The following is a 26,056-nucleotide window of genomic DNA, read 5'->3' as shown; positions in this document are numbered from 1 at the left end:
AGTCCGGTTAGACGAAATCGCTGAGCCCCGCCTGTCCGTCATCCTCGTCGGCTGAGTCCCCGTCATCGGGGTCGCCGCCGGCCTCGCCCTGATCGGCCGAGGCGGCCGCGGCTGTCATTCCCTCGCCCTCGCTGTCTGCCGTACTGTCTGCCGCAGTGTCCTCCGCAAGCGTCCGCCCGGTGCCGCCGGCGAAGGCGCCTTCGGCGTGCGCCTCCATCCGCTCCTCGCGGAGCGCGGCGGCGTCCTCCACGATGGACGCGACCTTGTTCGTCGACTCGCCGGAGCCGGTGACGAAGGAGACGGCGGCCTCCTCAAGGTCGTAGGCGGCTGCCATCGCCACGGTCAACTCCCGCGGTTTACAGTGGTGGGTCATCGCCTGAAGGAACGGCAACACCTCACGGCGGGCGGTCCCCATGCTGCATCCGCTTCGTTCCGCGATCTTCAAAACCACCTCGTCGGCGGTGTCACTGGTGTTGCGCCAGAATTGGGGCCGGCCGTATCGGGTCCAGCCGCCCTTCGTCCCGTCGCGTGAGGCGGCGACGCCCGCCGCCGCGTTATCCGTCGCGTAGCGCCAGTAGGAGTAGTTCTGTGTGGCGCGGACGCGCCCGAGCCACACGTCGGCGTTCGCGAGGAAGTCGTAGGCTCGCGTGGCCTCCATCGGGTCGAGCACGCCGAGCATGTTGTCCTCGATCCACTTCGTGAGGTCGTCCGGCGTCTCGTCGACGGCGTACGCCGACTGGAGCGCCTCCTCGGCGGACTCCTCTTTGAGCACGGCGTCGAGAAACGGGAAGATCCCCATCGCCTTGTCGCGGTCCGCAGTGACCACGTCGTCGACGGTGACCCGGTCGCGTCCCTCCGCGGCCGCCTGCAGGTCGTTGATCGCCCCACGGAGGTCGCCGCGATTCCGCTCGGCGATCTCCTGGAGCGCGTCGGACTCGAACTCCACGTCCTCCTTCCGGCAGATGTCCCGGAGGACGGGGACGATGGAGCGCGCCGACACGTCGCGGAACTCGATGTCCTGACAGGCCTTGCGGAGTCCGCGCGAGATGTCGTAGAACTGGTTGGCGATCAGCACGATGGGCTGGCCCGACTCCTTCACGAGCTTGGTGATCGCGGAGGCGCCGCCGCGGTCGTAGTTGCCGTGGATGTTGTCCGCCTCGTCGAGGATGACGAGCTGGCGCGAGGCGGTGTCGCCGCCGGCCGCGCCGCCGCCCGCCGCGGAGCCGCCGAGCGTGGCGTTTTTCGCCGCGCGGCCCGCGAAGCGCTCGATCACGTCCGCCGTGCGCTGGTCGGAGGCGTTCAGCTCCACCGTCTCCCACTCCATGTCGCTCGCGAGCGCGTGGGCCGCGCTCGTCTTCCCGATGCCCGGACTCCCGTGGAGGATCACCGCCTCGTGGTGCTGGTCCCAGGTGCGCGCCCACTCCTCGAACGCGTCGCGCGCCTTGTCGTTGCCGCGAACCTCCGAGAGCGTACTCGGGCGGTACTTCTCCGTCCAATCGGCCATTGACGGGGATTCGCGTGTGTCGCGTTTAGTGGTTGCGGACGGGACGCCGGCGGTCACGAGCCTCCGGGGTGACCGCCGTCCCTCTCCGTTCCCTCCCTGTTCCCTCCCCATCCCCAGCCACGGCTCCTCCCAGGGTGACGATTATGTGCCCGCCGGCCGAACATGTTGTATGGTCACAATCTTCACGGACGATGGGGAATCGGCCGACGACGAGACTGGCGGACCCTCCGAGATGACACTTGGTGTGACGCTCGGGCGAGTGCTACTGGGGATCGGCCTCGCCGCGCAGGCCAGCGAGGACTTCCGCGACATGGAGGACACGGTCGAGTACGCCGAATCCGCCGGCGTGCCCGCGCCGGAGGTCGCGGCGCCGACCGCTTCCGGGATGATGGTCGTCTCCGGGCTCGGGATCGCGCTCTGGAAGCTCCCGCGGATCGCCACCGGCGCTGCCGTCACCTTCCTCACCGTGGTGACGCTGACGATGCACGATTTCTGGAACGCCGACCCCGACGACCGGTCCGGCGAGCGGCTCGCCTTCTTCGGCAACGCCGCGATGCTCGGCGGCGCGGTAGCGTTTCTCGCGAGGGCGTGGGGTGGAGACTGAGGCGGAGGGACCTACAGGCCCGCGGACACCCGCTTACTGGTCGGGCGTCGTCGACCCGCCGCAGTCCGGACAGACGAGGTCGTCGTCGGTCTCGTCGTCCTCCCGAGCGAACCGGAGGTCCCCGCGCCCGCAGTCGGGACAGGAAACGTCGTGGTCGAAAACGGGGATCCGTGAGACGCGCGTCTCCCCGGATTCGCGGGGAGCGCCGAGCGCGAGGACGACGGCGTGCTCGTCGGCGTCCACCGACACGAACCCCGACTGGAACTCGCCGGGCGCGAATCGGACGGCTTCGTCCGCGGTGACCGTCACCGACTCCGCACTGTCCGCATCCCGACCGACCTCGAACGTCACCGCGCCCGTCAGCACGACGAACACCTCCTCCTGCTCAAGATGGGTGTGGACGGCCCCACTAAGGCGGTCACCGGGAGCCAGCTCGTAGCGCGCCAGCGCGAGGCCGTCCGCAGAGAGCGTCTCGGTCAGCACCCGTCGGTCAGCGTGCAGGTCGTCGTACGCGTCGTTCGGAACGTCGTCGAAGGCTGCGTGGTCCATCCTACTCCTCCACGCGCTCGGCGGCGACGACCTCACCGACCATCGTCCAGCCCGACTCGTCGGGGCCGGAGCGTCCGAGCAGGATTTGCTCGTAATCCTCGGAGCTGATCAGCCGGAACTCCGCGTCCGTATCGGCGTCGGTCCGCCGGCCCTCCCCCTGGAACTCCTGTTGAAAGAACTCCGTCGAGGAGAACTCGTAGACGCCGGTCTCGCCGGTGTCGAGTTCGAGCCGGACGGGACGCGGCTGGATGTTGTGGATCCGCTTGGCGACGGGATGGAGATCGGCCATGTTCGGACGTGAGACGCGCCGGCATTTAAAAGGCGTCGAGCCCGTTCGCGGTGGGGCTGGGGCGTGACGGGGGGTTTAAAAACGGCGAGCCCGCCGGCGTGCTCGACCGCACCCCCGGGGACGCCGTCATCGCACGTCGTTTATAACCCGTCCCCATCGGGTCGCATGCCCCCTATCGTAAGCACTAATCCCGCTGTCGCCCTAGACCGGTTAATGAGTCACCAACTGCCGGACGTGCAGGCGTCCGCACCCGACGTCGCCGTCGGGCTCTCGCAGGTCGGCGTCACCGGCGTGGAGAAACTCGTGAAGCTCGCCCGGGAGGACAAACGCCCCATCGTCCTGATGGCGGAGTTCGAGGTGTTCGTCGACCTTCCGAGCGGCCGGAAGGGGATCGACATGTCGCGGAACCTCGCGACCGTCGACGAGATCTTAGAGGAGATCACCCGCGAGGAGGCGTACCGCGTCGAGGACGTCTGCGTCGACGCCGCCGAGCGCCTGCTGGAGAAACACGACTACACCTCCACCGCCGAGGTCCGGATGTCCGCCGATCTGGTCACCCGCGAGCGGACGCCGGCGTCCGATCTCGAAACCCAGAACACGGCGGAGATCATCGCGAGCGCGGTCGCCACCGACGAGAAGACGCGCGCCGAGATCGGCGCCGAGGTGACGGGCATGACGGTGTGCCCCTGCTCGCAGGGGATGTCCGAGTCCCGCGCCCGCGACAAGCTCCACGAGCTCGGCGTCGACGAGGAGACGACCGAGGAGTTCCTCGACGCCGTCCCCCAGCCCGGCCACTCCCAGCGCGGCCACGCCACGCTCACCGTGACGACCGACGGGCGTCCGCCGGTCGACCTCGGCGACATCATCGACATTGCGCGCGACTCGATGAGCGCGCGGATCTACAACATGGCGAAACGGCCCGACGAGGACCACATGACCTACCAGGCCCACGCGGACGCGAAGTTCGTCGAGGACTGCGTGCGCGCGCTCGCCGAGGGCGCCGTCAAGGAGTTCGATCACCTCGATGACGACGCCGTCGTCACCCTGAAACAGTCGAACGACGAGTCGATCCACCAGCACAACGCCCACGCCGAACGCGAGGTTGCGCTCGGCGACCTCCGCGACGAGCTGCACGTCGACTGAGTCGGTCAGCTTTTATAAAGAGCGGAGGACCGTCGTTAGTTGATTTTGTGCGGACACAAAGTGGTACGAACCAACCGGTCCGTGGAGACTGCTTTTGAGCGATGTCGGGAGTACGTCTATTACGTGAGTGGGTGTGGTGTTTATAAGCGGGTTGGTGGTGGTGATGTGGATGGTTTATAAGGAGTGTAGGGTCGGTGAGTTGCAGGTGCTACGCTGGTGACGGACACCTCCAAAGCCCCAGCCGGCTCCGGTCGAGGGACTCGCTGCGCTCCTCGCTCTCGGCACCGCCCGCTGCGGTGCTTGCGTCGTCCGTCTTCCCGGAGCCGGCTGCCCCTTTGAGTCCCACCCCGCCCCGCACAGCACCGCAACCGCACCTCAGCCCTCCCCAGCCTCGGCGGGCGGGCCGCCGCGGGACCGCTCCGCGGCGGCCCGCCGCCTCCCTCGCGCGCGTTCCTCGCGCGCGCCGACCGCAGTCCGGGTTTATAAGGGATCAGCGGAATTCACCCATCACCGTTTATAAGCACTCACCGATGACGCCGATTGAAATACCCACTCCCGAAATCACTCATCACGAGTTCCGTATGGAGCGGAGTAGCGTTCGGGTTTGTCTACTCGGAGGGAATCGGCGGCATCGCCGGATCAGAAGTCGAACCCGACGACTTCGCGGCTCGGTCGCAGCGGGCTGTCCGGATACGGCGGGCTCTCCTTCGGGTCGTTGAACACGCCGGGCGCGATATCGTTGGGTGCGTCCGGGAACCACAGCGCGGCGAGCGCTTGCACCTGCCGTCGACCCGGGCCGAGCTCGAACTGGCCGCCGGCGTACATGTCGATCCCGTGCTCCCGACAGTAGTCGACCGTATCACACAGCGCCTCCAGCGAGCCGAACCGCGAGGGTTTCACGTTACACCAGCCGGGCTCGACCGGGAGATCTTCGAGGGTCTCGACCGAGGAGATCGGATAGTCGAACGCCAGCCGGTCGGCCTGCGGCTCCAGCAGCGGGCGCGTGGTCGGCGTGAACGCCGCGTCCTCGACGACCGCCGACGGGAACGCCGCGAGCACGTCCCGATAGAGCTCGGCGTCGGCCGGTACGTCCACGTCCGTCCCCTCGTACCAGCCTTTGAGGTCGACCACACGCACCGCACCCGTCTCTCGCAGCGTGACGAACAGGTCGTCGGGCCAGTCGGGTGTGGGGTCGAGTTTGAACTCCAGGTCCGGCTCCGTCTCCAACAGCGACTTCACCCGGTCGGCGCTCGGCGGGTCCCCAAGCCGAGTCGAGACGACGAACCGGAGCGGCGAGGGCTCGACGCCGAGCGCCTCGCCGAGCGACTCGCCCGCCTGTCGCAGCGAGAGGTCGAGCGCCGCGCTCTCGAACGCCCACTGCCGGTAGTTGCGCGAGGCGGCCTGCTCGGGCTCCTTGGTCGCGAACAGGTCGAGATCGTCGAGGTGGTCGGAGAACGCCGCGATCGTCCACTCACCTTCCAGGTCGAACTCGTCGAGGTCCTGATCCGCGAACGCGTAGTGGTCGTCCGTCTCGTAGGTGACGTCCTCGCCGCGACCGACGACGCCCTCCCCGCCGAGGCGGATCTCCGTCGTCGCGCGCTCGAAGCCGCTCGTCGTGTCCGCGAGGTGGCGACGCCGCTCCACCGACTCGACGGTGAATGTCCGGTCCGCGAACGCGTCGTAGAGGCTCATACCATCCGGAGGTGCTCCGGGGTCTTAAACGCGGACGACGAGAGGACACTCCGGCGCGGGCTTTCCGCCTCACTCGGCGCGGGCTCGAAGCGTCTCCACGCGCGTCGCTAACGCGAGAAACAGCGGGATGATCGTGAGCGTGACGGCGCCGGCGGCCGCCACCTGCAGCACCGACGTGGTGAACCACGGCTCCGCGCCGGCGTACGGCAGCGGGGTGTGGGTGACGTCGCCCATGAGCGGGACGAAGTAGTCCATCAGCAGGTCGACGGTGTACCAGACGGTCGCGATCGCCACCGCCTTCAGCGGGAAGTCGGTCATGCGGTGGAGCACGAACGCCTGCAGCGCCATCCCCAGATGGCTGACGAACAGGAAGGCGTACATCCACGTCGCCGTGTTCTCGAGAAAGCCCGGCGCGAACGCGACGAGCACGTACGGGGTCCACAGCCCGAGTTTGATGTTGCCGAAGAAGGCGAGCGCGGCGAGGGTGTCGCTGGACCGGCCGACGGCCCACGACGCCAGCGCAAGCGCGATAAACAGCGTCGCCAGCGGGCTATCCGGGACGAAGATCCACATTTCCGGCGGCACCCGGCCGAACTGGAACCGGTAGTACCAGAAGCCGAACGCGGTTCCCAGCAGGTTCACCGCGACGATCACCCAGACGAACCGGTAGGCGACGTCTTCAAGCATCTTCGGGAGCGGTGCGACCCAGCGCGACAGCGACTCGCGCTCGGGCGGCTCCCGACTCAGCGCGGTGAGACGGCTCATACCCGGTTGTCAGACGGCTCGCTAAAAAGCGGTGGCGGTCGGAGGTGGTCGGAGGCGGACCTTACCGGTCGCCGGCTCCCGTGCGACCGCCGTCGTCGTCCGCGTCGGCCCCGTCGGCGTCGTCCTCCACCGAGAACTCCACGTCGACCACGTCATCCACGTCCTCCGTGCCGCCGGCGGTAGTCGACGAGCCCGCCGCCGAGCTCCCGCTGACGGGACCGCCGGCGTCATCCGGATCCGGGCCGTCCCCGAAGCCGGCGTTCGCGCCGGGGCCGAAGCCGCCGTTCTGGAAGTCGTCCGCGTCGAAGTCCTCGAAGTCGCCGCTTGGGAACCCGCCGATGTACACGTTGCCGGTCGCGAAGCCGCCCGTCTCCTTCTCGATGTAGGGGATGACGATCCACTTCTTGACGGCCATCCGGATCGGGACGCGCGTGATCGGGAACGCGAACAGGAACCCGATCAGGTCCGTGAGCAGCCCGGGCGTGAGCAGGAACGCGCCGGCGGCGATGAGGAAGCCGCCGTCGAGCAGTTCGTCCGTCGGCGGTTCTCCCCGTGCGAGCTTTCGCTGGACGCGGGCGAGCGTCGCCCGGCCCTCGGCGCGCAACAGCAGCATCCCGAGGATCGCCGTGAGCACGACGAGTGCGACGGTCACCGGGCCGCCGAGCTGGGTCGCGACGTAGACGAGAAACAGCGCGTCGAGGAAGGGGACGACGAGGAGCAACGCGAGCAGCGTTCGCGGGCGCATACTCGCCTTTCCGGCCGGGCGCCCATAGCCCTTTTCGTCGCGGCGCGTCGGAACCGGGACAGCGGCGCGGCGGACACCGAGGCGACCGCAGTGCTCGCCGCGCGCGGCGACGAGTGGACGCCGAGGCCCACGTTCACACATCGAAAACCGACCGACGGCGGCGGCGCGACCGAAAGGAAACTCTTAAACTCTTACCCACGCTACGACTGAATGCGCTCACCTGGGCCAATAGCTCAGTCAGGTTGAGCGCTCGGCTGATAACCGGGAGGTCCACGGTTCAAATCCGTGTTGGCCCACTGACTCCCCGCCCGTTCCGGGCCGGGGGAAATTGGGGCCGGGAACTCCCCAGCCACCCAATTTCGGTATTCTCTAACTCGCGAGCCGACGGCTCGTGTCGTTTTGCACCTCGAGCGCCCGACGAGCGCGGCGTCCGCCTCCGTCACGGGAAACGGAACTTTAATGCGCGAATCCCTCCCAACTCCGAACAAGAATGCTCCCGTTGCAGCTCGTCGACAGCATCCTGCTCGATTACCACCTCGGGCACATCCTGCTGCTCGCCTTCGTCGCGTCGATACTCGGTGTGCTGCCCCTGAAATCCCAAAAGGTGCTCGCGACGGTCGTCATGGGCTTCGGCGCGATCTTCCTGATGGCGCCGTTCACGACGATGCCGGCGCCGTTCATCCTCGCGGGCGTCGGCCTCGCGGTCGTCGGCCCGCTGCTGTGGACGACGGCGGACAGCTAAGCGCGCGGTCGTCGCCGGCGGCGACTGCTGCGGTCACGGTCGCCGCCGACGTCGTCACCCGAACCCGCTGTTTTTTGCGTCCCCGCATCCTCCCACCGCTATGATCACGGTACGGGCACCCGCCACCAGTGCGAACCTCGGCAGCGGCTTCGACGTGTTCGGGGTGGCGCTGTCCCGCCCGGCTGACGTTATCACCGTCGAGCGGGCCGAGGAGACGACGATCGAGGTGACGGGCGCCGGCGCCCAGTACATCCCCGAGGACCCGGAGAAGAACACGGTCGGCGCGGTCGTCGAGGAGCTCGACGCGCCCGCGCGCATCCACATCGACAAGGGAGTGCGGCCCTCCTCGGGACTCGGCTCCTCGGCGGCGAGCGCGGCGGGCGCGGCCGTCGCGCTCAACCGGCTGTACGACCGGGGGCTCACTCGCTCGGAGCTAGTGTCGGTCGCGGCGGAGGGTGAGGCCGTCGTCTCGGGGGTCGCGCACTCGGACAACGTCGCGCCCGCGCTGCTGGGCGGCTTCACGGTGACGACTGCGGACGGGACGCGCGCAGTGAGCGCGGACATTCCCCTCGTCGTCTGTCTGCCCGACGTGGCGCTCTCGACGCGGGACGCCCGGCGGGTGGTGCCGGAGACGGCGTCGATGGAGGACCTGGTGGCGACGGTCGGCAACGCCGCCACGCTGTCGGTCGGCATGTGCCGGTCGGACCCCGACCTCGTGGGAGCGGGGATGTCGGACCCGGTCGTCACGCCGGAGCGCGCGCGGCTCATTACCGGCTACGACGCCGTCCACGACGCCGCGTTCGAGGCCGGTGCCACCGGCGTCACCGTCAGCGGCGCGGGGCCGTCGGTGGTCGCCGCCTGCCACGGGGGAGAACGCCGGCCGGTCGCCAGTGCGATGCTCGACGCCTTCGCGGACGCCGGCATCGACGCGCGGGCGTATCAGACGCGGATCGGCGAGGGCGCCATCGTCCTCGACGAGTGACTCCTTAAGTAGGATGACGGAGCCAACCCGGCCCGTCCATGCACACACGACGGCGCGCGCTCACGACGACCGGTACCGTACTCGCTACTCTCTCGCTGTCCGCGACCACGGGAGCGGCGGATACAGGATCGTCGCCCGCGACGACCGAGGCGTCAACCACCGGCCCGGCTACCACCGAGTCCCCCACGACCGAGGACCTGCTCGACCCGGCGACCGACGACGGGACGTTCGCGTTCATCGACCTCCATGCGCTCCGCGGGAGCGGTGATTCCCACAGTGGCGCCGACCCGGAGAACGACGCCGCGCGCGAGGAAATCCTCGTGGCGGTCGAGTCGGCCGTCAGCGAGCAGGTCGACGAGTTCGGCATCGATGCCGAGGAAGTGCTCGCGTACGCCGCCGGCGACCGCTACCTCTCGCTGACGGGAACGTTCGACGCCGTCACGATCCGGCTCCAACTGCTGTTCGGCAGCTACGACGGCGTCGGTGAGCACGCCGGCCTCGACTGCTACGTCGACGAAGCGGCCGATAGAGCGGTCGCGTTCACGGACGGCGAGCTTCTCGTAACGGTCGACGAGCTCGGCACGGAATCAGGCATTCGACACACCGTCGACATCGCCACGGGCGGTGAGGGCGGCACCGAGAACCCCCCGACAGAAAGTGAACGTGGCGGAGATGAGGCCGTCGCTGCCCTCCACGAACCGCTAGCCGGGGAAGGGTTCGTCGTCGGTCGCCCGCTAGGTAACGGCGAGGGTCCCGCCGGGGCGGATGCGGCGGCGCTGGAACGCCGATTCGCCGATGGGGAGCTCCACGACCGTCACGCGTACGCGTTCGACCGGCCGGGGCGTGTCCCGCTTCCGCCCGTCGAGAATCACGTGGCACGCGGCGAGGGTGAGCTGTCGGGGTCGACCGTCGTGGGTGACTGTGCAGTCGTCGAGACGGTCGTGGACGGAGACGGGAATAGCGGAGAGCCGCCGGCGATTCGCGCGTAGGTGGTGACCGGAGGACGAAAGCCGGTGGCTGGAAGCCGGAGGATGAAAGCCGGAACACGGCGAGCGGAGAAAACGCAGATCAGGAGCGGAGGAATCGGGGTCGCAAGCGGAGAACGGTCGATACCGCGTTAGACGCCGCGGCCTTCGAGCCGCTCCTCCTCGGGGATCGAGTCCTTCGACTGGCCCTTCATCCCCTTGCCGATGCCCGTGGCGATGTCGGCGAGCGCCTCGGGGTCGTCCCAGTTGTTGACGGCCTCGACGATCGCCTCGCCCATCTCGACGGGGTCCTCCGCGCCGAAGATGCCGGAGCCGACGAAGATGCCGTCGACGCCGTGGTGCATCATCAGCGCGGCGTCCGCCGGCGTCGCGATGCCGCCGGCGGCGAAGTTTACCACCGGAAGGCGGCCGGCCTCCGCGGTCTCGTGAACGAGGTCGCGGGGGGCGCCGTGCTCGCGCGCCCACTTCTCGCGCTCCTCGTGGGTGAGCCCGGAGATCTCCCGGATCTGGTGTTTCATCGTCCGCTGGTGGTCGACGGCCTGATTCACGTCGCCCGTGCCGGCCTCGCCCTTCGTGCGGATCATCGCGGCGCCCTCGTTGATGCGCCGGAGCGCCTCGGGGAGGTTGCGGGCACCACAGACGAACGGGGAGGTGAATCCGCGTTTGTCGATGTGGTACTCGTCGTCGGCGGGCGTCAGCACCTCCGACTCGTCGATCATGTCGACGCCGAGCGCCTCCAGCACCTCGGCCTCCTTGGTGTGGCCGATGCGGGACTTCCCCATCACCGGGATGGAGACCTCGTCGATGATCTCCGTGACGTTCGTGGGGTCGGGCATGCGAGCGACGCCGCCGCGCTTGCGGATGTCCGCCGGGACCGCCTCCAGCGCCATCACGGCGACGGCGCCGGCGTCCTCGGCGATCCGGGCCTGCTCGCGAGTGACGACATCCATGATGACGCCCCCCTTCTGCATCCGGGCGAAGCCGCGTTTCACCAGCTCCGTCCCTCGCTTCAGCTCCTCCAGATCCGTGGCCTCTGGCATACGCTCGGGTTCGGCCGGCGGCCACTTAACGGGTTGCTTTCAGGACCCGCGGACAGGTGCGGTAGCAAGCGGACGCCGGCGAAACACGGACCGGCATGACGACCGTTCGACGGGATTCGAGCCGTTGGAGGGGGAACACGGCCGTACCGCCGACGCCATCGAGGGCACTCTCGTCGCTACCGTTCACAGAAATGATGAGTGGCGTAGACGGCGCCTTCAGCGTCGACTGAGATGCCGACAGACTGCTCCGACCACTTTTCGGATAACAGGTTCTCGCGATGGTCCGGCGACTCCAGCCATGCGGCGACGAGCGCCGCCGCAATCTCGGCCTCGTCGTCGGTGTCGTACGTCTCGCCCGCCGCCCTGAACGGCCTGTCGAGATAGACGCGCCCGACATTTTCGCCGACGGAGTTACACGAACTGGACACTCCCGCGTTACGAGCGCGGTCGGTGAGGTCCTGTCCATCGGGCGTTTCATGGGCCATGTAGCCACGTGTGGCCATGTCCACGCTGTGTGATCGAGTGAGGCCGTCGAGTGCCGACGCGCCGTCGAGCGCCGACAGGCCGTCTCTCGTTCGCACGTCGTTCACGAGAGTGGCGATCTCGGATTCGGCCGTGGCAGCGTTGAACCGCTCGTATGCGACGGGATCGGCCGCCGACACGGATTCAGGTCCGGAGGGCGTGGCATCCGTGACGTTCCCCCCGCCGACAGCCCCCACGCTGGCCGCTACCGCGACAGCGACAAGATAGCAGCAGGCAAGCACGGCGGGGACGAGTCGACCTCCCATACTCGCCGTTTCGGAGAACAGGGGTTATACGCCAGGCTCAAATTATCTTGTTCGATAATAGCCTAGGCGTGTGATCCATCGAGGAACCGAACTCGATAGCACCAGCGGGCAAACGTCGCGGACACGACAACAGTATCTGCGACGGGGAATCCGGCCTCGCGCCGATTACGCGTCACCACGTGGCCGGCGTGCGCATCGCGCGCCTGCGAGCCACCGGCTACGGAGTGTGAAAGAAGATGGCGGGAGACGGAACGGTCCCGCCGACCGTGCGGCCGACTACTCGTTACCGAACATCTGGCGCTTCAAGGTGTCTCGTTATGACACTATTAGGACGGTTTTCACACCCATCCCGACGCCGTCTTGCGATCCACTCTCGAACGGTTTCACTTAATACCCCTGTGTCGTTATCGTGATGGTTCCTGCTGGAGAAGCGCGACGGCACGTCGTTGTAGCCGGTGGACTACGACGACCATCTCCCGAATTTGAGTAGCAGCTTGGGCGGTAGCCATCCCATCACGCACCCACTCGCCCGTAAACACATACTATCTGATATATCAAAAATAGGCATTTAGCCCCTAATTGACCCTATCAACCCCATATAACTCTTGAGGTTTCAAATATCCAATAGTTCTAAGTGCTCGGAGCCCAGCTTCCTGCTGAGGAGATGCCCGAAAGCAGCTACATCCAGATACGCGTATCCAAACAACGGAAGCAACGGTGGAAGCGAGCTGCGGACGACGATCCGGAATGGCGGAGCTTGACCCACCTGATGGTCACCAGTGTTGAGCACCAACTGATGGACAACGAGTCCGACGAAGCCGTTGGTGAGGTCGAACTCGACCGCGTCCACGAGCGGTTCGAGACGCTTGCCAACAAGCTCGATACCGTCGAAGACAGACTTGACGAGACGTACTTCCTCGTGCGTGACGACGGGTCGAACTACACGGAGATCACGGCGCGGATCCACGACCTCATTCCGGAAGTAAGCGATCGTGAGTCAATCCTGTCGACATCACCGAACAAGGATGACGATCTCAAAGAAATAATTCGTAAAACTGGAAGTACGTCTCATCTCGTGAAATTACTCCAAGGGGAAGGCTACAAACCGCTCAACATCAAGGAAGCCATCGAGCGACTCGACCGCGACTCGGCGACGGTCGAAGCAACGTATGCACGCCCGCAAGAAGAGAAGGACAAGCGGGTGTACCGGATAGCGGAGTGACCGATGAAGTTTGACCTTTCCATCCCGGGGCCGTCGGTAGACGAAGTTCGGGATTACGAGATCGTCACCGAAGCCGAATCCACGAAAAGTGAGGAGGAGATCGAACCACATCCGGCAGCTAACACACTCCGTCAGTTCGCCGTCGACGTCGCGGCGAAGAAGTCCGAAGATTCGGCGGAGCGATACTATCGAGGCGTAAAGCCGCTGGTGGCGTGGCTGGACACCGAGCGTGACGTCAAAAATCCGGTCGAGGTCGATGAGTCGGACATCGCCGATTATCTGAAGTGGCTCGTGAACACGCCGTGGTCACGGAACTCGCGATCTAATCGGTTCGCAGCCTGCCAACGGTTCTACCGCTGGGCGAAAGACGAGGGGCCACTCGAGGAGAACCTCACTAAGAACCGGAGCATCAACGACTACGATCTCGATCCCGGGGAGTTGGAGAAGAGCCGCCGTGAGACCGACGAGGCTGACGACTACAAGTGGATCGAGCGAGAGGAAGCGGTCAAACTCTGGCAACCCGAGAACATCCCGTCCCCGCGCGTTCGCAATGAACTACTCTTCAAGTTGATCTGGTACACCACGTGCCGGACGAGAGCGATCTCCGAGACAGTCATCGCTGCTGACGATCCTGACAACGGTCTCAACCGTGAGCAAGGACGGCTGAAGGTTCCGAACCTGAAAAAAGGCGACGACCAAGCGGATTACCGGTGGGTGTACTATCCGAAGGAGATCATCGAACCACTTCTGCAACAGTGGCTCGACCAAGGCCACCGTAATGCAAGTCCGTATGCCTACGAGAGTGATCGGCTATTCGTGACGAATCAGAAGCCGTTCATGCGCCCGAGTTACATCTCACGGCAGGTCAAAGAGGCAGGATTCAATGCCGACATTCAAGAGGTGACTGGATACGACGTCCACGGAAATCCACGCTGGAAAATAACTGGACACTGTCTCCGGCACTCCGCAGCAACGTGGCACGCAAACGAGACCTCCGTCGACATCCACTTCCTGAAAAAGCAACTCGGCCACAGCAAACTGGAAACGACGATGAAGTACGTTCACGACCATCGTCAGTCTCGAAAGAGAGCGTTCCAGCGAGCGTGGAACGTCGAGTAACCGATGTCGAGATTTGCTATGAGACGTATGCGCTGTCTGCCGTCGCTGATACCGATCTCTGATCTCGTGTTCTCATCGCGCTACGAGTGACTACGACGGAGAACTGTATTGGAATGGTGATCGCCTGAGCACCAGCGTGTTGACCGGAGGGAGCCGGACAGCAGTAGAGTCTCCACAGTGCCCACGAAGCAGTACGAGTTCTCGCTACTGCCGATTCCACAACTTCTCGATGCGCTCTTCAAGCCGATCGAGAACGAGGCGGCAGACATCTCGATGGTCGCTAGGCCACTGAGCGTCCTCTGCATTGTGCCGGCTGGCGTCCGGCGGTGGATGGAAGTGATCCCGCGAGTTGTGTGAGTTCGGCTGCCGATCCCATCGACACTTCCAGACACCATCCCGACGCTCCTCTTGATAGTGGATGTTGAAATCGTCGTTGCGGTACCAGCGAATCTCAAGTCGAGCCGAGGTCTCGCCCGGATAGTACTCGCCGGACACCTCGACGCGCAGGTGCAGTCTCCCCTCTTCGACAATCTCCGCCGACGCGAACATGCGACGTCCGACGAACAGGGAACGCATCCGCTCCAACACCGCCCGGTCTATCGGCGCGGGACTCGCGGCATCGTCCACCGGCACCATCGTTAGCTGTGCGACGAGGCCGTCGAACCCGCAACCTTCCTCCGGGCGCGCTCGTGGAGACGACGCTCCTCGATAGCGGTAGCCCACTCCCCGAGATCCACGTAGACGTCGTCGACCACCTCTGCGTCGAACTCAAGAACATCGACGCCCGCGGGCGAGTCGGCACCGTATTCGTCACGGTACCGTTCGATCCTGTCGGTTAGCTCCGAGACGCGGGCCTGCAGTTCGTCAAGGGTGTTCTCTCTGGCCAATTCGTTCACCCGCCGCCACTCGAAGTAGTCGTCGTTGCGCTCGTACCTGACAGGACGCCCTTCGTGGCAGATGACGATGCCGAGGTCGGCGTAGAAGGACAGGTGCGTCCGCGCCGATTCTGCCGAACAGTCCGCCCGCTCGGCGATCTCGGCGGCCGTCATCGGCTCCCGAGCGTGCAATACTGCGCCGTAGACGCGTTGTTTCGTGTCCTCGTCTTCGAACGGTCTCCCGAACGGAGGTGGGCCGTCGTGGCGGGCTTCGTCTGTCATACATCTACCAACGGCGATAGACCACATATTTCTTTCTCTAGCCAAAATATACTGTTCATAACGGATCATCCGATCTTCCTCTGGAGACTTCACGACGGCAGGCAGAATCGGTCTACATCCTCGTGGATGCGCCGTGATGTCAATCCCCGTATTCAGTCTAGTGCGGTCGTCGCAACAACTATTGCATCGCTTTGGTCAGCCGGGGACGTGAGCCGGTTCGTTCTTGCTGCCCTCCCACCCGTTCTCACGCAGATATTCCTCGAAGGTCTGGGTGTAAAACCAAATTACCGCCCGATGCGTCTCGCGTCAGAGCGAGATTCTCATAATCGGCACCGAGTCCGTTCTGCATGTTACGTGTCTATTGTCGCCATCTGAAGCGACGCTAGGAGGTAGATCTTCAGAAACACCTGACCAATACTTCGTCATCCACCCGAGTAATTGTCTCCTGAAGAACGCTTATCACGACCGGATTAGTTATTCAATGCAATCTATGTGGGGAGAACAGTTTGACGAACGTTGAGGGCTTGTGGATGCTGTTCGTCCTGCTATTTTTCCTTGCTGCGTGTCTCGCGATCACCGTCCTCCTCGCCGGAGTGCTCGGTTGGACGCGGTGGGCGACCTCGGGGAAGTGGTCGGGGCGATTCGGGGTATGGGGTGCCGCCATGGGGATCGGCCTGTCTATCCTCTCGTGGGCAGTAGCGGTCGTACTCGTTACCCCGGCCGGGATCATCGCGAACGTGACTGATCTGAATCCCGTGATGATCGGCATGTTGCTGGGCTACACGCTGCCGGTCATCGCCGGCGGCTATCTTCTTCAGAACCGACGGACTACCCCCTCAAGATCGGTGGTAGAGTGATGGCACACCCGTGGCTTCCCAGACTGCCCGAAACGCTGCTCGCTCTGTTCGGCGTTCTCGTGGTCAGCTGGCTTGGCCTCCAAGAGCTCAGCCTCCTGCTGGTCGTGCCGCTGAGTGTCGCCGTCTTGGCCGGAATCCACTTGTTCAAGCCCAGCCGGCGGCCAACGCAAATCGGACTCGGTGTTGCATACGTGGTTGGCGGCTTGGTCGCCGGATTCCTGCTGCTCGGGTTCATGATCCCCGGCGGAACGCCGGACGAATACGAAGCGTACGCCCGAGTGGCGACACCCCTTCTCGGATTGTACGCGGCAGCCGTCGTCGCGTTAGTGGTGAAACTTAACTGATAGACGTCCGAGATGGTCTCGGTGAAGGCGAAAACAAAGACGAGATTGTTCCGATGGTTCAGGCGTCGAGAAACCGGTCGGGTTTCATCCGCGACAACCGCATCGCGTTGCCCGTCACGCCGAGACTCATCCCCATGTCCCCGACGACAACGGCGATCGCGACGCTAACGTAGCCGAACGGCACGCCGATCGCGAGCAAGAGCTTCACGCCGAGACTGCTCCAGATGTTCTGCCGAATGACGCCGTTGGCCTTGTGAGACAGCGCGTACAGGTACGGCAACTTCCCGATGTCGTCGCCCATCAACGCGATGTCGGCTGTCTCGATCGCCGTATCCGTGCCCGCCGCCCCCATCGCGATGCCGACAGAGGCGGTCGCCAGCGCGGGCGCGTCGTTAATCCCGTCCCCGACCATCGCCACGTCGCCGTGCTCGTCCTCCAGTTCCTCGATGGCCGCCACCTTCTCGTCGGGCAGCAGTTCGGCGCGGTACTCGTCCATTCCAAGTTCTTCTGCGACCGCTTGAGCGGTGCCCTCGTTGTCGCCGGTGAGCATCACCAGCGGCCTGACGCCGAGATCGTGGAGGTGTTCCACGGCCCGCTTCGCCGCCGGACGGATCTCGTCGGCAATCCCAATAATGCCAAGCAGCTGGTCGTCGGTACCGACCAGCACCACAGTCTTCCCCTCGCGCTGCAATGCCGCGATCGCATCGCTCCGATCGGTCGAATCTTCGTCAAACTCGGCATCGACCACGCCACCGTCGGGAACCGCTCCCGGATCGTCGAGGTTGAATCCCAACTCCTCGAACAGGCCCGGCTTGCCCGCGTAGTGAGTCCCGCCGTCGATGCGAGCTTTCACTCCCTTGCCGGTGATGCTCTCGAAGTCGGCCACCTCCGGCAGTCGCACGTCCCCTTCGTCGGCCCGATCGAGGACGGCGTCGGCGATCGGGTGTTCGCTCCGCCGTTCGAGCGCCCCGGCGTACTGGAGTACGTCGGACTCGGTGGCATCGCCGACCGGGACGATGTCGGTCACGGTGAGTTCGCCCTTGGTGAGCGTTCCCGTCTTGTCGAAGGCGATAGCGTCGACCTCGCCCATCGCCTCGAGGTAGTTGCCGCCCTTGATGAGCACGCCGTTGCGGGCAGCGGACGTGACGCCCGACGCGACGCTGACCGGCGTCGAGATGACGAACGCACACGGACACGCGATGACGAGCAGCGTCAATCCCCTCACGAACCACGTCAGCGGATCGCCGGAAAACGTGTGTGAGAGGCCCGCAACGCCGAACGTGGCAGAGCCGTCGATCAGCAACGGTGGGAGCGCAGCGGTCAGGATCGCCAGCACGACTACGGCGGGCGTGTAGTAGCTGGCGAATCGGTCGACGAACTGTTCCTTCTCCGTCTTTTTCGCCTGCGCGTTGCGGACGAGATCGATGATCTGCGACAGCGTCGACTCGTCGGCGTCTGTCGTCGCCTCAATTTCGAGGTACCCCTCCTCGTTGAGCGTGCCCGCGTACACCTCGTCATCTTTGGCCTTGTCGACGGGAACGCTCTCGCCGGTGATCGGCGACTGGTCAACGGCGCTCGATCCGTCGCGGACGACGCCGTCGACAGGGATCTTCTCGCCCGGGCGCACCACGACGATCTCCCCGACTTCCACCTCGTCGACCGGAACGGTTACTTCCTCGCCATCCCGGATGACGGTCGCCTCGTTCGGCGCGAGTTCCATCAATTCCCGCAGCGAGTCGCGGGTTTGATCCATCGCATACCGTTCGAGCAGCTCGGCGATGCTAAACAGGACTGCCAGCGTCGCCGCCTCGATGAACAGCCCGATCGAGGTCGCGGCGACGATGGCCGTCCCCATCAACAGGTCGATGTCGAGGCTTCGGTTGCGAGCGGAGTAGTAGCCGCTGCGGACGACCGGCACGCCGCTGGTCAGGATGGCGACGATGAACGTCGCGTCGGCAGCGGTGATGTCGAAAATCGGGGTCGGGAGTACCGTGAGGTTCCACCCCGTGACGACGAACTCGAGGAGGAGGCCGCCGGTCAAGAAGATGGCGCCAATCCACGTCTTGATGGCGCGGCTGCTCGTCCAGACCTCCGACGGCGGCGAGATCTCGTCGGCATCGGTCTCGTCGTCGGATGGGCGGTTCGTGACTTCGTAGCCGGCGCCCTCGATGGCCGTGATCACGTCAGTTTCGTCGATGTGATCGGGGTCATACGTCACGGTGGCCGTGCCTTCGGTCGGGCGGAGGTCGGACTCGATGACGCCGTCGACCCGTCGGAGGCTCTTATCCACTTTCCCGGCGCAGGAGGGACAGTCCATCTCCGGGACGGAGAGGGTGACGGCCAGTTCTTCCGGTCGACTATCCCCGCTTGTTATGGCGTTGGTCACATCGTCTTCCATCAGTTCTTCGTAGCCTCCCGGCTCGGTTATACTTTCATTGGAATATTCCAAATAGTGTATTGGAAATTTCCAACTAACCGATTAGAGCGGCGCGGAGACGCCTTCCGTTGGAGGATTTCGAGCGACGTGGCGTTTGGCCAAGAACTCCTCGGCGCGACGCAGTCGATAGGTGAGCGTGGAACGGGGGATGTCGAGGCGATCGGCGAGATCTCCGACGTCAACCTCGCGCGGCGTCTCGTAGTAGCCGTGTTCGACTGCTGCTCGGAGCGCAGCCTCCTGTTCGGAAGAGAATCCGTCGTGTTCGTTCGCCGGCTCGGGGATCGGCGGCTTTGCATCCGTTAGCCGCACGAGTTCCATCTCGGCACAGTCGCCGACTGTGTCGTCGATAGCATTCAAGAAGGTGCGGACATCGCCATCGCCGGAGTGGATGACGCGCCACTTGTATTCGCGGCCCTCGTGATGGGTTTCGAAAAGTGCTCCGTCGCCGAGGTGGTCGAGCGCGATGTGCGGGACGGACGCGCAGGTGGGAGTGCGCTCCCAGTAGGAGTAGAGGATGAGCGTGTCGTCGGTATGGTCGAGGACTTCCGTGGTTTGAGTAGCTCCACAGTCTTCTGAGGCGAGGCAATCCGCGTAGTAGTCGTTGTTGAGAAAGGTATCCTCGATAGCGTCGAGGGCGTCGGCGTCGCCAGTAGCGTGATCGACGCGCCAGAGGCTCTCTAGGGTGGCGTGTAGCGAGAGCGAGTGAATCCGGGCATCTAGGTGGCTGGCGAGCGTGTCCGCCACCGCATTACACCCGGGCTCGTACTCGAGCGTGAAGACGAGTTCGCGCATACTGTGTGCTACGTACTAACGGGATAAAACAGGTCGTTTCGTCTGCTTCGTCTCTGTTTTAGCTAGATGATGTCGTTGGGGTCGTGGGCATCTGCCATCCGCTGGGCTTCGGCGGCGTACTGCTCTCTCAGGTCAGTGTCGTCGACGGTGCCGAGGTTGTTGGGGTCGGCGGCGACGGCGGCGGTCGTGTCGCGAACGTCGGTGAAGGAGGTGAGCGCCCGCTCCTTGCGGAAGTACCGCTCGCCGTCGGTGGTGGCGTACGTGAGGATGATCAGGTTTTGCTCGTCGTCGGAGTACGTCCGCTCAACGAGCCACACGCGAACTCCGTCGTCGGAATCGGTGGTCATACGTCGTGGTTCCGGATGCGGAGAGAAATAGGTGGGCCCGCCCTATCAGTGTACGCGGGTCTCGCCTCGATGGCTGCCTTGCGGGGCGAGCGAAACTCAGACACAGATGTTGGTATTCGCAACTACAGCCGTTGTCTGAGTGATCTGATCGCCAAGAGGAGATACACCACTCCGATGATCCGCACCCCCTTCGTGAACTGATCGTTCCACTCAACCTCATTTGGGTGCTCGTAGAGGAGAGTAGTGGCGACTCTCTGGTACAGTTGTGGGAACAGGAGGATCACGGCACCGAACGTTCCGGTGAGATTCATCATCCACGCGTACGCCCGTCCTCCGATCAGGCTAGCCGCAACTACGACAACACCTTCTGCTCGTATGCCAGAGCTAATCCACGATTTCGTCGCACACTCGTCAGGCTTTTCGATGGCAAGTCTTTCGAAGATGTCTATCATTCTGTTCGGAAACAGTGCTGTGAGGACGCCGAGGACACCGACGAATCTACGTATCATAGTATCCACTACGGTCGGTGAGGCATTAATTGGTCAGTCTATTTCTAGCCGATGGGAGTACTCAACGAGGATAGGTCGCTCTCACTTCGTGAGCGCGTCCGGTTGCTGGGTCGGGAAACTGTCGCGATCATGTGGTGGCTTGAAGTCGCGATCGGGGCCGATCGGCGTGATTTCCCCTCGAAGCGATGAGAGAAAATATGTCACTATGGGATTCTACTACGCTGGCTCGGTATCCTTTCGAAGATTCTTACGCCTCCTCTCGAATTCTTCATCCGAGATTTCACCCCGTGCATATACTCGCCGAAGCTCCTCTAACGCCTCGTCTGTTTGCTCAGTAGTCTCTGTTCCAAGTGACTGATAGATAAGGTATCCAATTCCAATCACGACGAGTAGGGGAATAGCCATCATCAAAACCATCGCTAACCATCCGCCAGAACTGTCCCACATCCAGCTACCCATGTGCGACCAACCGACTGCCCCCATCGCTGGCATCATCACCAGCATCATCACCAACGGAATGGCTAAGAGACCGATCAGTACCAGCAGTATCGTCCGTGTCAGGGGTTCCGTTTGAGTCATGATTATTTAGTTCAGGCATCAGCTTCTGCTGCTTCGTAGCCAGCCTCTTCAATAGCAGCCACGAGTTCATCGACAGTTGCCGATCCCTCGACGGTCGCCGCCCCCGTCGTTCGGTCAACGTCGACAGTCGTCACACCGGAAACGGCGGTAAGTGCTTCCTCGACGCTCTCCTCACAGCCTTCACAGCTCATCCCGGACACCGTGATTCGTTGGCTCATACACGTGATTCTACGTGCTGCCTATTTATCTCCATTTTCGTTAAAATTCCACAGTGAGAGGGGTACCAAGTGTTGTGAGAATAAGCCTATGATTTGAATACTCGATAGCAGCTACACCAGCATATGAGAGACAAACGCGATCTCGACCAGACCGACCTAGAACTCATTCGATTGCTAGCTGAGGACGCTCGTCGCCCCTATAGCGAGCTTGCGGAGGTCGTGAATCTCTCTCCACCTGCCGTGTCCGATCGAATCGATCGACTGCAAGAACAGGGCGTCATTCGACAGTTTACTATCGACATCGACCGGCTCAAACTGCAGCAGCGAACCCCAATCATGATCGAGTTCGAAGTACATCCAGACGAGTCTGAGGAGATCTATCAGCGTCTGTGTTCACTCGCTGGAGTCGAACACGCGTTCAAACAATACGACGGCACGATCATCGTCTATGGGAACGCCCCGGAGAGCAATCCAATCGAGTGGCTTCGAGAAGAGATAGACTTAGAACACGTTGCGGATATCGACTTCGAAATGATCGAGAAGTTCGAGTGGACACAGCAACTCGACAAAGCAGAGTTCTCGTTACCGTGCCAAGTGTGTGATAACACTGTGAAAAGTGACGGGATCACCGCTACAATCGGCGAACGAACCCTCGCATTCTGCTGTCCCTCTTGCAAAAGCACATACGAACGAGAGTTTGAAGAGTTTCAGTCCAATTCTGATTGACTCGTCGGTTTCGATTCGAAGATTCACCCCCCATCAAACCCTTGTTTTATTACTGAAAATAGACATAGGGAAGTAGCCCATATATACAGATGAGGTGAACCCCAATGCCAGAAACGCAACAGGAACGGACTGATCTCTCATTAACGGGGATGTCGTGTGCAACCTGTGCATCAACAATCGAGGAAAGTCTCGAGAGCGTCGATGGAGTCGACGATGTCTCGGTCAATTTCGCAACCGAACGTGCAGACGTCAGCCACGACTCGAGTGTCTCACAGGAACAACTCATCCAAGCCGTCGAGGATGTCGGATACGGCGTTCGCGACGAACTATTAGACGACGAATTGGAGGACGAAGAGGAACTCCAGACGATCAAGCGAATGGCGATCCGGGCGTGGATCGTCACCTCACCGATCGTCCTTCTCATGGTGTTCATGTGGACGCCGCTCGATCTCCTCTCAGGCTTCCAGATCGATATCCTGATGCTCATCTTCGCCACGCCGGTGGTCTTCTACTACGGCAGGACGACCCACGCGTCTGCGCTCAGGGCCATCAGAAACAGCACGTTCAACATGGACTCGTTGATCGCGCTGGGCACCGTCGTTGCGTGGGCAACTGGCGTGATGGTGTTCGTGACGCCGATCGAGAACTACGCGGGCGTCGGTGCGATGATCATGGCGTCCCACCTCGTCGGCACGTACCTCGAAGACAAGGCCAAGGGTCGCGCAAGTGCCGCAATCGAGGGGCTGGTTTCGATGCAGGCGGAAACCGCCCGCGTCGAGCGTAATGGAGACGAAGTCGAAGTGCCCGTCGACGAGGTTGAGGTCGGCGACGTGATGGTTGTCAAACCGGGTGAAAAAGTCCCGGTTGACGGCGTCGTCGTGGACGGACGCAGCAGCGTCGACGAATCGATGGTCACGGGAGAATCCGATCCCGTGAGCAAGGAAGAAGGGGATGAGGTCATCGGTGCGACGGTCAACGGCGCCGGTCTCCTCAAGGTCGAAGCACAGAAAGTCGGCGACGAAACGTTCCTGTCACAGGTCGTCGAGCTGGTCGAGGAAGCACAGGGAACGAAAGTGCCGATTCAGGCCCTCACCGACCGCGTTACCAACGTGTTCGTGCCGGCGGTGCTGACGATCGCCGTGCTGTCGTTCGTTCTCTGGCTCGCGATTCCCGGGGCGATGGAAACGGTGGCGAGCGTTGGGGCGTGGCTGCCGTGGGTGGATCTGGCGCTCGAACCGCTGACGCTCGCCATTTTCGCCTCGGTCGCCGTACTGGTTATCGCCTGCCCGTGTGCGCTCGGACTCGCGACGCCGACGGCACTGATGGCTGGTACCGGCAAGGCCGCCGAGAACGGCGTCCTGTTCCGAGACGGCGAGGCCATCCAGACGATGAAAGACATCGATACGGTCGTCCTCGACAAGACGGGAACGATCACCGAGGGGAATCACTCGGTGACTGATGTCGTCGTTGGAGACGATACCAGCGTCCGCGCAGACGGTGGCGTGTTAGAAGGCGAGCAACGAGATTCGGAACGTGAGGTTCTGCGGCTTGCAGCGTCGGCTGAGCGCGGGAGCGAACACCCGATCGGTCAGGCGATCATCGACTATGCCGAAACGCAAGGTATCGAACTCGCAGAGTTGAGCGATTTCGATAGCGTTCCCGGCAAAGGGATCGAAGCCGTCATCGACGGACGGACGGTCTACGTGGGGAACGTGAAGTTCTTCGACGAAGTCGGGATCGAGATCCCGCAGTTCTACCAGTCGAAGGTGAACGAACTCGAAGGAGAAGGAAAGACCACGGTTTTGGTCGGTATCGAAGACGAGATTGTCGGGGTTGTGAGCACTGCTGACACGATCAAGGACGATTCCTACGAGGCGATCGAAGCCCTCCACGATCGAGGTATCGAGACGTGGATGATCACGGGAGACAACGAGCGGACGGCCCGAGCGATTGCTGACAAGGTAAATATCGACCCCGATCGGGTTATGGCAGGGGTGCTTCCACAGGACAAGATCGACAAAGTGCGACAGTTGCAAGATGAGGGCAAGGAGGTCGCGATGATCGGTGACGGAATCAATGATGCACCAGCCCTGAAACAGGCGAACGTCGGTGTTGCCATCGGTACCGGGACGGATATCGCCATCCAGTCGAGTGACGTGAGCCTCGTGCGCGGGTCGCTCGGTGCGCTCGTGGACGCGTTCACCCTCTCGGAGCGCATCTTCTCGAAAATCAAGCAGAACCTGTTCTGGGCGTTCATCTACAACACGCTCGCGATTCCGATCGCGTTCTTCGGGCTGTTGCACCCAGTTATTGCGGTCGTGGCGATGTTCACGTCGAGCCTCTCGGTAATCACGAACTCTGCACGACTCAGTAAAATCGAACTGTAGGAGACCGTACTCATCTCTTACAGTGAGAACACATATTCGACAAACACGATGGAATATGCTCGTTAATACGCACGGAGGAAGAACTCGTGGAAGATCACGTTCCGTTGAGTCGGTACTGATACCAATAGCCATGATGAGATTGCATTCCGGTAATACGAACAGATGATCGGAACAATACTGGAAACAGTTGGAGACGGGCTCTATCTTGCCGGGGATTTCCTCTGGCAGGCGCTGTGGGCCCTGTTGCTCGGATTTATGATTTCGGGAGCGATTCAGGCATTCGTCTCCAAGGAGGGGATGGTCAACTACATGGGCGACCCCGATCTGAAATCCGTCCTCTATGCGGTGGGCTTCGGGACTGCCTCAACGTCCTGCTCGTTTGGCGACATCGCCGCGACGAAAACGCTGTTCAAGAAAGGGGCACACATCATCCCGGCAGTCGCCTTCAAGATCGCATCGACGAATTTCGTTATTGGGCTTACGTTCGTCATCTGGGCGCTGCTGGGCTGGGAGTTCGCCGTTGCACAGGCGGTCGGCGCGCCCATCTTCATTCTGATTGCGATCGTTCTCGTCCACCTCTGGATCCCGTACGATGAAACCCAACAGGCAAGAGAACGGCTTCTCAAGGAGGAACAGCCGGTCGTTACGGATCCGGTCTGCAAGATGCGTCTCAACCGTGAAAACGGGATTCCAGTCGAACACAAAAACGAGACGGTCTACTTCTGTTCGGAGGGGTGTAAACGACTCTTCGAACAGAACCCGGACGCGCACACGGCATCTTGGAAGGAGAAGATCACGTCGTGGAACGGATGGGTCGGAGCCGCGAATCAGACGAAAAAGGATCTCAAGATGCTCTGGAAGGAGCTGGCGATCGGCTTCCTGTTGGCAGGGCTCATCGCAGCCGCCGTTCCCCAAACTGTCTGGACGCTTCTGTTCGAGGGCGGCGGCGCGGGCGTGACGCAGGTCGCCTACAACAGCGTGCTCGGGCCGCTCATCTCGATGGCGACGTTCGTCGGTTCGATGGGGAACGTCCCGCTTGCTGCGGTACTGTGGGGGTCTGGATTTGCCTTCGCGGGCGTGATCGCGTTCCTGTATGCTGATCTGATCGTCCCACAGCTGATCCGGATTTACCGGAAGATCTGGGGGAAAAAGATCGGGACGCGTATCTCGATCATCCTCTTCGTGTCGATGGCGACGACCGGGTTCATCGTGTACTATCTCTTTACAGCGGTCGGTCTCATCCCCGATGCCACATTAGAACCAACGGGTGAAGGTGTGACGATCCTTGGGTTCGAGCCCGTGACGATTCTAAACGTGTTGTTCCTCCTGATCGGCGTCGGATTCATCGCTCTTCTTATGCGGGGTCGAAAGGGCGCTCCGGGCGATCGCGTCGTGGAGGATCCGGTCACTACAACCGATATCACCGTCAAGAATGCCGACTACTGTACGGTACACGACGAGTCAATCTACTACTTCGAAAGTGAAGATTCTCGGGCCCAGTTCCGAGAGTCCCCAGAGTCGTATCTCTAACCA

General features: G+C 62.9%; 28 protein-coding genes and 1 tRNA gene. 13 read left to right on the top strand and 16 right to left on the bottom strand.

Features of this window, described 5'->3' with window-relative positions; genetic code table 11:
* Nucleotides 1–7 precede the first annotated feature (7 nt).
* Complete coding sequence (locus tag ACYQ07_RS12370; RefSeq protein WP_459882036.1) at nucleotides 8–1,504, bottom strand: replication factor C large subunit; 1,497 nt, start codon at nucleotides 1,502–1,504, stop codon at nucleotides 8–10.
* 169 nt (nucleotides 1,505–1,673) lie between these two features.
* Here ACYQ07_RS12370 and ACYQ07_RS12365 point away from each other — a divergent pair, with 169 nt between their 5' ends.
* Entirely contained in the window at nucleotides 1,674–2,108 is a 435-nt protein-coding gene (locus ACYQ07_RS12365) for a DoxX family protein (RefSeq protein ID WP_459882034.1), read from the top strand.
* 33 nt (nucleotides 2,109–2,141) lie between these two features.
* Here ACYQ07_RS12365 and ACYQ07_RS12360 read toward each other — a convergent pair whose 3' ends face one another.
* Together ACYQ07_RS12360 and ACYQ07_RS12355 are read right to left on the bottom strand one after the other, a co-directional pair.
* Nucleotides 2,142–2,657, bottom strand: coding sequence for a cupin (locus ACYQ07_RS12360; RefSeq protein ID WP_459882032.1), 516 nt, complete (start codon nucleotides 2,655–2,657; stop codon nucleotides 2,142–2,144).
* 1 nt (nucleotide 2,658) lies between these two features.
* Entirely contained in the window at nucleotides 2,659–2,946 is a 288-nt protein-coding gene (locus tag ACYQ07_RS12355) for a DUF8072 family protein (RefSeq protein WP_459882030.1), read from the bottom strand.
* 213 nt (nucleotides 2,947–3,159) lie between these two features.
* On the opposite strand from ACYQ07_RS12355, the gene mptA reads away from it, so the two are divergent.
* The gene (mptA, locus tag ACYQ07_RS12350; RefSeq protein WP_459882029.1) at nucleotides 3,160–4,089 is read left to right on the top strand and encodes a GTP cyclohydrolase MptA; all 930 of its coding nucleotides are present in this window, start codon (nucleotides 3,160–3,162) and stop codon (nucleotides 4,087–4,089) included.
* Nucleotides 4,090–4,728: 639 nt separating this feature from the next.
* Here the strand turns inward: mptA and ACYQ07_RS12345 are convergent.
* From ACYQ07_RS12345 to ACYQ07_RS12335, 3 genes are all read right to left on the bottom strand, one after another.
* Nucleotides 4,729–5,781, bottom strand: coding sequence for an enolase-like domain-containing protein (locus ACYQ07_RS12345; RefSeq protein WP_459882028.1), 1,053 nt, complete (start codon nucleotides 5,779–5,781; stop codon nucleotides 4,729–4,731).
* A 69-nt stretch (nucleotides 5,782–5,850) separates the two neighbouring features.
* A complete protein-coding gene (locus tag ACYQ07_RS12340; protein ID WP_459882026.1) occupies nucleotides 5,851–6,546 on the bottom strand; it encodes a DUF1405 domain-containing protein in 696 nt (231 codons plus the stop codon).
* 61 nt (nucleotides 6,547–6,607) lie between these two features.
* Nucleotides 6,608–7,291 carry an FxsA family protein gene (locus ACYQ07_RS12335; protein ID WP_459882025.1) on the bottom strand — a complete coding sequence of 228 codons (684 nt, stop codon included), beginning with the start codon at nucleotides 7,289–7,291 and terminating at the stop codon, nucleotides 6,608–6,610.
* 222 nt (nucleotides 7,292–7,513) lie between these two features.
* Here ACYQ07_RS12335 and ACYQ07_RS12330 point away from each other — a divergent pair.
* The 4 genes from ACYQ07_RS12330 (at nucleotide 7,514) to ACYQ07_RS12315 (ending at nucleotide 10,004) form a co-directional block, all read left to right on the top strand.
* Nucleotides 7,514–7,587, top strand: a tRNA-Ile gene (locus tag ACYQ07_RS12330).
* A gap of 194 nt (nucleotides 7,588–7,781) precedes the next feature.
* The gene (locus ACYQ07_RS12325; protein WP_459882023.1) at nucleotides 7,782–8,033 is read left to right on the top strand and encodes a DUF8006 family protein; all 252 of its coding nucleotides are present in this window, start codon (nucleotides 7,782–7,784) and stop codon (nucleotides 8,031–8,033) included.
* A 100-nt stretch (nucleotides 8,034–8,133) separates the two neighbouring features.
* A complete protein-coding gene (locus ACYQ07_RS12320; protein ID WP_459882021.1) occupies nucleotides 8,134–9,015 on the top strand; it encodes a homoserine kinase in 882 nt (293 codons plus the stop codon).
* 38 nt (nucleotides 9,016–9,053) lie between these two features.
* The gene (locus tag ACYQ07_RS12315) at nucleotides 9,054–10,004 is read left to right on the top strand and encodes a hypothetical protein (RefSeq protein WP_459882019.1); all 951 of its coding nucleotides are present in this window, start codon (nucleotides 9,054–9,056) and stop codon (nucleotides 10,002–10,004) included.
* Between the two features lie 128 nt (nucleotides 10,005–10,132).
* On the opposite strand, the gene pdxS is transcribed toward ACYQ07_RS12315, so the two are convergent.
* Nucleotides 10,133–11,041: a pyridoxal 5'-phosphate synthase lyase subunit PdxS gene (gene pdxS / locus ACYQ07_RS12310; protein WP_459882017.1), complete on the bottom strand. Its 909-nt coding sequence runs from the start codon at nucleotides 11,039–11,041 to the stop codon at nucleotides 10,133–10,135.
* A 176-nt stretch (nucleotides 11,042–11,217) separates the two neighbouring features.
* A complete protein-coding gene (locus tag ACYQ07_RS12305) occupies nucleotides 11,218–11,829 on the bottom strand; it encodes a CAP domain-containing protein (protein ID WP_459882015.1) in 612 nt (203 codons plus the stop codon).
* Nucleotides 11,830–12,625: 796 nt separating this feature from the next.
* On the opposite strand from ACYQ07_RS12305, the gene ACYQ07_RS12300 reads away from it, so the two are divergent.
* Both ACYQ07_RS12300 and ACYQ07_RS12295 read left to right on the top strand, forming a co-directional pair.
* Nucleotides 12,626–13,051 (top strand): hypothetical protein, encoded by a 426-nt coding sequence (locus tag ACYQ07_RS12300; RefSeq protein WP_459882014.1) that lies wholly within the window; start codon nucleotides 12,626–12,628, stop codon nucleotides 13,049–13,051.
* Between the two features lie 3 nt (nucleotides 13,052–13,054).
* Nucleotides 13,055–14,170 (top strand): tyrosine-type recombinase/integrase, encoded by a 1,116-nt coding sequence (locus ACYQ07_RS12295; protein WP_459882012.1) that lies wholly within the window; start codon nucleotides 13,055–13,057, stop codon nucleotides 14,168–14,170.
* 204 nt (nucleotides 14,171–14,374) lie between these two features.
* On the opposite strand, the gene ACYQ07_RS12290 is transcribed toward ACYQ07_RS12295, so the two are convergent.
* Together ACYQ07_RS12290 and ACYQ07_RS12285 are read right to left on the bottom strand one after the other, a co-directional pair.
* Nucleotides 14,375–14,719: a toxin-antitoxin system TumE family protein gene (locus tag ACYQ07_RS12290; RefSeq protein WP_459883056.1), complete on the bottom strand. Its 345-nt coding sequence runs from the start codon at nucleotides 14,717–14,719 to the stop codon at nucleotides 14,375–14,377.
* 89 nt (nucleotides 14,720–14,808) lie between these two features.
* Nucleotides 14,809–15,327: a DUF7342 family protein gene (locus ACYQ07_RS12285; RefSeq protein ID WP_459882010.1), complete on the bottom strand. Its 519-nt coding sequence runs from the start codon at nucleotides 15,325–15,327 to the stop codon at nucleotides 14,809–14,811.
* Between the two features lie 506 nt (nucleotides 15,328–15,833).
* On the opposite strand from ACYQ07_RS12285, the gene ACYQ07_RS12280 reads away from it, so the two are divergent.
* Together ACYQ07_RS12280 and ACYQ07_RS12275 are read left to right on the top strand one after the other, a co-directional pair.
* Nucleotides 15,834–16,184: a hypothetical protein gene (locus tag ACYQ07_RS12280; RefSeq protein ID WP_459882008.1), complete on the top strand. Its 351-nt coding sequence runs from the start codon at nucleotides 15,834–15,836 to the stop codon at nucleotides 16,182–16,184.
* Nucleotides 16,184–16,528 (top strand): hypothetical protein, encoded by a 345-nt coding sequence (locus ACYQ07_RS12275; protein ID WP_459882006.1) that lies wholly within the window; start codon nucleotides 16,184–16,186, stop codon nucleotides 16,526–16,528. Before ACYQ07_RS12280 ends, ACYQ07_RS12275 begins: the two co-directional genes overlap by 1 nt.
* 58 nt (nucleotides 16,529–16,586) lie before the next feature.
* Here ACYQ07_RS12275 and ACYQ07_RS12270 read toward each other — a convergent pair whose 3' ends face one another.
* The 6 genes from ACYQ07_RS12270 to ACYQ07_RS12245 all read right to left on the bottom strand — a co-directional run bounded on the left by ACYQ07_RS12270 (nucleotide 16,587) and on the right by ACYQ07_RS12245 (nucleotide 21,410).
* Entirely contained in the window at nucleotides 16,587–18,926 is a 2,340-nt protein-coding gene (locus ACYQ07_RS12270; protein ID WP_459882004.1) for a heavy metal translocating P-type ATPase, read from the bottom strand.
* 81 nt (nucleotides 18,927–19,007) lie between these two features.
* Nucleotides 19,008–19,757: a helix-turn-helix domain-containing protein gene (locus ACYQ07_RS12265; protein ID WP_459882003.1), complete on the bottom strand. Its 750-nt coding sequence runs from the start codon at nucleotides 19,755–19,757 to the stop codon at nucleotides 19,008–19,010.
* Between the two features lie 62 nt (nucleotides 19,758–19,819).
* Complete coding sequence (locus ACYQ07_RS12260; RefSeq protein ID WP_459882001.1) at nucleotides 19,820–20,104, bottom strand: DUF7967 family protein; 285 nt, start codon at nucleotides 20,102–20,104, stop codon at nucleotides 19,820–19,822.
* 122 nt (nucleotides 20,105–20,226) lie between these two features.
* A complete protein-coding gene (locus ACYQ07_RS12255; protein WP_459881999.1) occupies nucleotides 20,227–20,613 on the bottom strand; it encodes a hypothetical protein in 387 nt (128 codons plus the stop codon).
* Between the two features lie 216 nt (nucleotides 20,614–20,829).
* A complete protein-coding gene (locus ACYQ07_RS12250; RefSeq protein ID WP_459881997.1) occupies nucleotides 20,830–21,192 on the bottom strand; it encodes an SHOCT domain-containing protein in 363 nt (120 codons plus the stop codon).
* 11 nt (nucleotides 21,193–21,203) lie between these two features.
* Nucleotides 21,204–21,410, bottom strand: coding sequence for a heavy-metal-associated domain-containing protein (locus ACYQ07_RS12245; RefSeq protein ID WP_459881996.1), 207 nt, complete (start codon nucleotides 21,408–21,410; stop codon nucleotides 21,204–21,206).
* Nucleotides 21,411–21,533: 123 nt separating this feature from the next.
* Here ACYQ07_RS12245 and ACYQ07_RS12240 point away from each other — a divergent pair, with 123 nt between their 5' ends.
* From ACYQ07_RS12240 to ACYQ07_RS12230, 3 genes are all read left to right on the top strand, one after another.
* Entirely contained in the window at nucleotides 21,534–22,136 is a 603-nt protein-coding gene (locus ACYQ07_RS12240) for an AsnC family transcriptional regulator (protein ID WP_459881994.1), read from the top strand.
* A 104-nt stretch (nucleotides 22,137–22,240) separates the two neighbouring features.
* Entirely contained in the window at nucleotides 22,241–24,523 is a 2,283-nt protein-coding gene (locus tag ACYQ07_RS12235; RefSeq protein WP_459881992.1) for a heavy metal translocating P-type ATPase, read from the top strand.
* A gap of 162 nt (nucleotides 24,524–24,685) precedes the next feature.
* Entirely contained in the window at nucleotides 24,686–26,053 is a 1,368-nt protein-coding gene (locus ACYQ07_RS12230; RefSeq protein ID WP_459881991.1) for a permease, read from the top strand.
* The last annotated feature ends 3 nt before the right edge of the window (nucleotides 26,054–26,056 follow it).

The organism is Halorubrum gandharaense, from assembly GCF_054654575.1.
Note: the sequence above shows the minus strand (reverse complement) of the source record. Positions and strands in the feature narration are given on the sequence as shown.

Excerpts from the sequence above, each read along its gene's own strand:
- ACYQ07_RS12370 (WP_459882036.1), bottom strand. The coding sequence starts at position 1,504 with ATGGCCGATTGGACGGAGAAGTACCGCCCGAGTACGCTCTCGGAGGTT.
- ACYQ07_RS12365 (WP_459882034.1), top strand. The coding sequence starts at position 1,674 with ATGGTCACAATCTTCACGGACGATGGGGAATCGGCCGACGACGAGACT.
- ACYQ07_RS12360 (WP_459882032.1), bottom strand. The coding sequence starts at position 2,657 with ATGGACCACGCAGCCTTCGACGACGTTCCGAACGACGCGTACGACGAC.
- ACYQ07_RS12355 (WP_459882030.1), bottom strand. The coding sequence starts at position 2,946 with ATGGCCGATCTCCATCCCGTCGCCAAGCGGATCCACAACATCCAGCCG.
- mptA (WP_459882029.1), top strand. The coding sequence starts at position 3,160 with ATGAGTCACCAACTGCCGGACGTGCAGGCGTCCGCACCCGACGTCGCC.
- ACYQ07_RS12345 (WP_459882028.1), bottom strand. The coding sequence starts at position 5,781 with ATGAGCCTCTACGACGCGTTCGCGGACCGGACATTCACCGTCGAGTCG.
- ACYQ07_RS12340 (WP_459882026.1), bottom strand. The coding sequence starts at position 6,546 with ATGAGCCGTCTCACCGCGCTGAGTCGGGAGCCGCCCGAGCGCGAGTCG.
- ACYQ07_RS12335 (WP_459882025.1), bottom strand. The coding sequence starts at position 7,291 with ATGCGCCCGCGAACGCTGCTCGCGTTGCTCCTCGTCGTCCCCTTCCTC.
- ACYQ07_RS12325 (WP_459882023.1), top strand. The coding sequence starts at position 7,782 with ATGCTCCCGTTGCAGCTCGTCGACAGCATCCTGCTCGATTACCACCTC.
- ACYQ07_RS12320 (WP_459882021.1), top strand. The coding sequence starts at position 8,134 with ATGATCACGGTACGGGCACCCGCCACCAGTGCGAACCTCGGCAGCGGC.
- ACYQ07_RS12315 (WP_459882019.1), top strand. The coding sequence starts at position 9,054 with ATGCACACACGACGGCGCGCGCTCACGACGACCGGTACCGTACTCGCT.
- pdxS (WP_459882017.1), bottom strand. The coding sequence starts at position 11,041 with ATGCCAGAGGCCACGGATCTGGAGGAGCTGAAGCGAGGGACGGAGCTG.
- ACYQ07_RS12305 (WP_459882015.1), bottom strand. The coding sequence starts at position 11,829 with ATGGGAGGTCGACTCGTCCCCGCCGTGCTTGCCTGCTGCTATCTTGTC.
- ACYQ07_RS12300 (WP_459882014.1), top strand. The coding sequence starts at position 12,626 with ATGGACAACGAGTCCGACGAAGCCGTTGGTGAGGTCGAACTCGACCGC.
- ACYQ07_RS12295 (WP_459882012.1), top strand. The coding sequence starts at position 13,055 with ATGAAGTTTGACCTTTCCATCCCGGGGCCGTCGGTAGACGAAGTTCGG.
- ACYQ07_RS12290 (WP_459883056.1), bottom strand. The coding sequence starts at position 14,719 with ATGTTCGCGTCGGCGGAGATTGTCGAAGAGGGGAGACTGCACCTGCGC.
- ACYQ07_RS12285 (WP_459882010.1), bottom strand. The coding sequence starts at position 15,327 with ATGACAGACGAAGCCCGCCACGACGGCCCACCTCCGTTCGGGAGACCG.
- ACYQ07_RS12275 (WP_459882006.1), top strand. The coding sequence starts at position 16,184 with ATGGCACACCCGTGGCTTCCCAGACTGCCCGAAACGCTGCTCGCTCTG.
- ACYQ07_RS12270 (WP_459882004.1), bottom strand. The coding sequence starts at position 18,926 with ATGGAAGACGATGTGACCAACGCCATAACAAGCGGGGATAGTCGACCG.
- ACYQ07_RS12265 (WP_459882003.1), bottom strand. The coding sequence starts at position 19,757 with ATGCGCGAACTCGTCTTCACGCTCGAGTACGAGCCCGGGTGTAATGCG.
- ACYQ07_RS12260 (WP_459882001.1), bottom strand. The coding sequence starts at position 20,104 with ATGACCACCGATTCCGACGACGGAGTTCGCGTGTGGCTCGTTGAGCGG.
- ACYQ07_RS12255 (WP_459881999.1), bottom strand. The coding sequence starts at position 20,613 with ATGATACGTAGATTCGTCGGTGTCCTCGGCGTCCTCACAGCACTGTTT.
- ACYQ07_RS12250 (WP_459881997.1), bottom strand. The coding sequence starts at position 21,192 with ATGACTCAAACGGAACCCCTGACACGGACGATACTGCTGGTACTGATC.
- ACYQ07_RS12245 (WP_459881996.1), bottom strand. The coding sequence starts at position 21,410 with ATGAGCCAACGAATCACGGTGTCCGGGATGAGCTGTGAAGGCTGTGAG.
- ACYQ07_RS12240 (WP_459881994.1), top strand. The coding sequence starts at position 21,534 with ATGAGAGACAAACGCGATCTCGACCAGACCGACCTAGAACTCATTCGA.
- ACYQ07_RS12235 (WP_459881992.1), top strand. The coding sequence starts at position 22,241 with ATGCCAGAAACGCAACAGGAACGGACTGATCTCTCATTAACGGGGATG.
- ACYQ07_RS12230 (WP_459881991.1), top strand. The coding sequence starts at position 24,686 with ATGATCGGAACAATACTGGAAACAGTTGGAGACGGGCTCTATCTTGCC.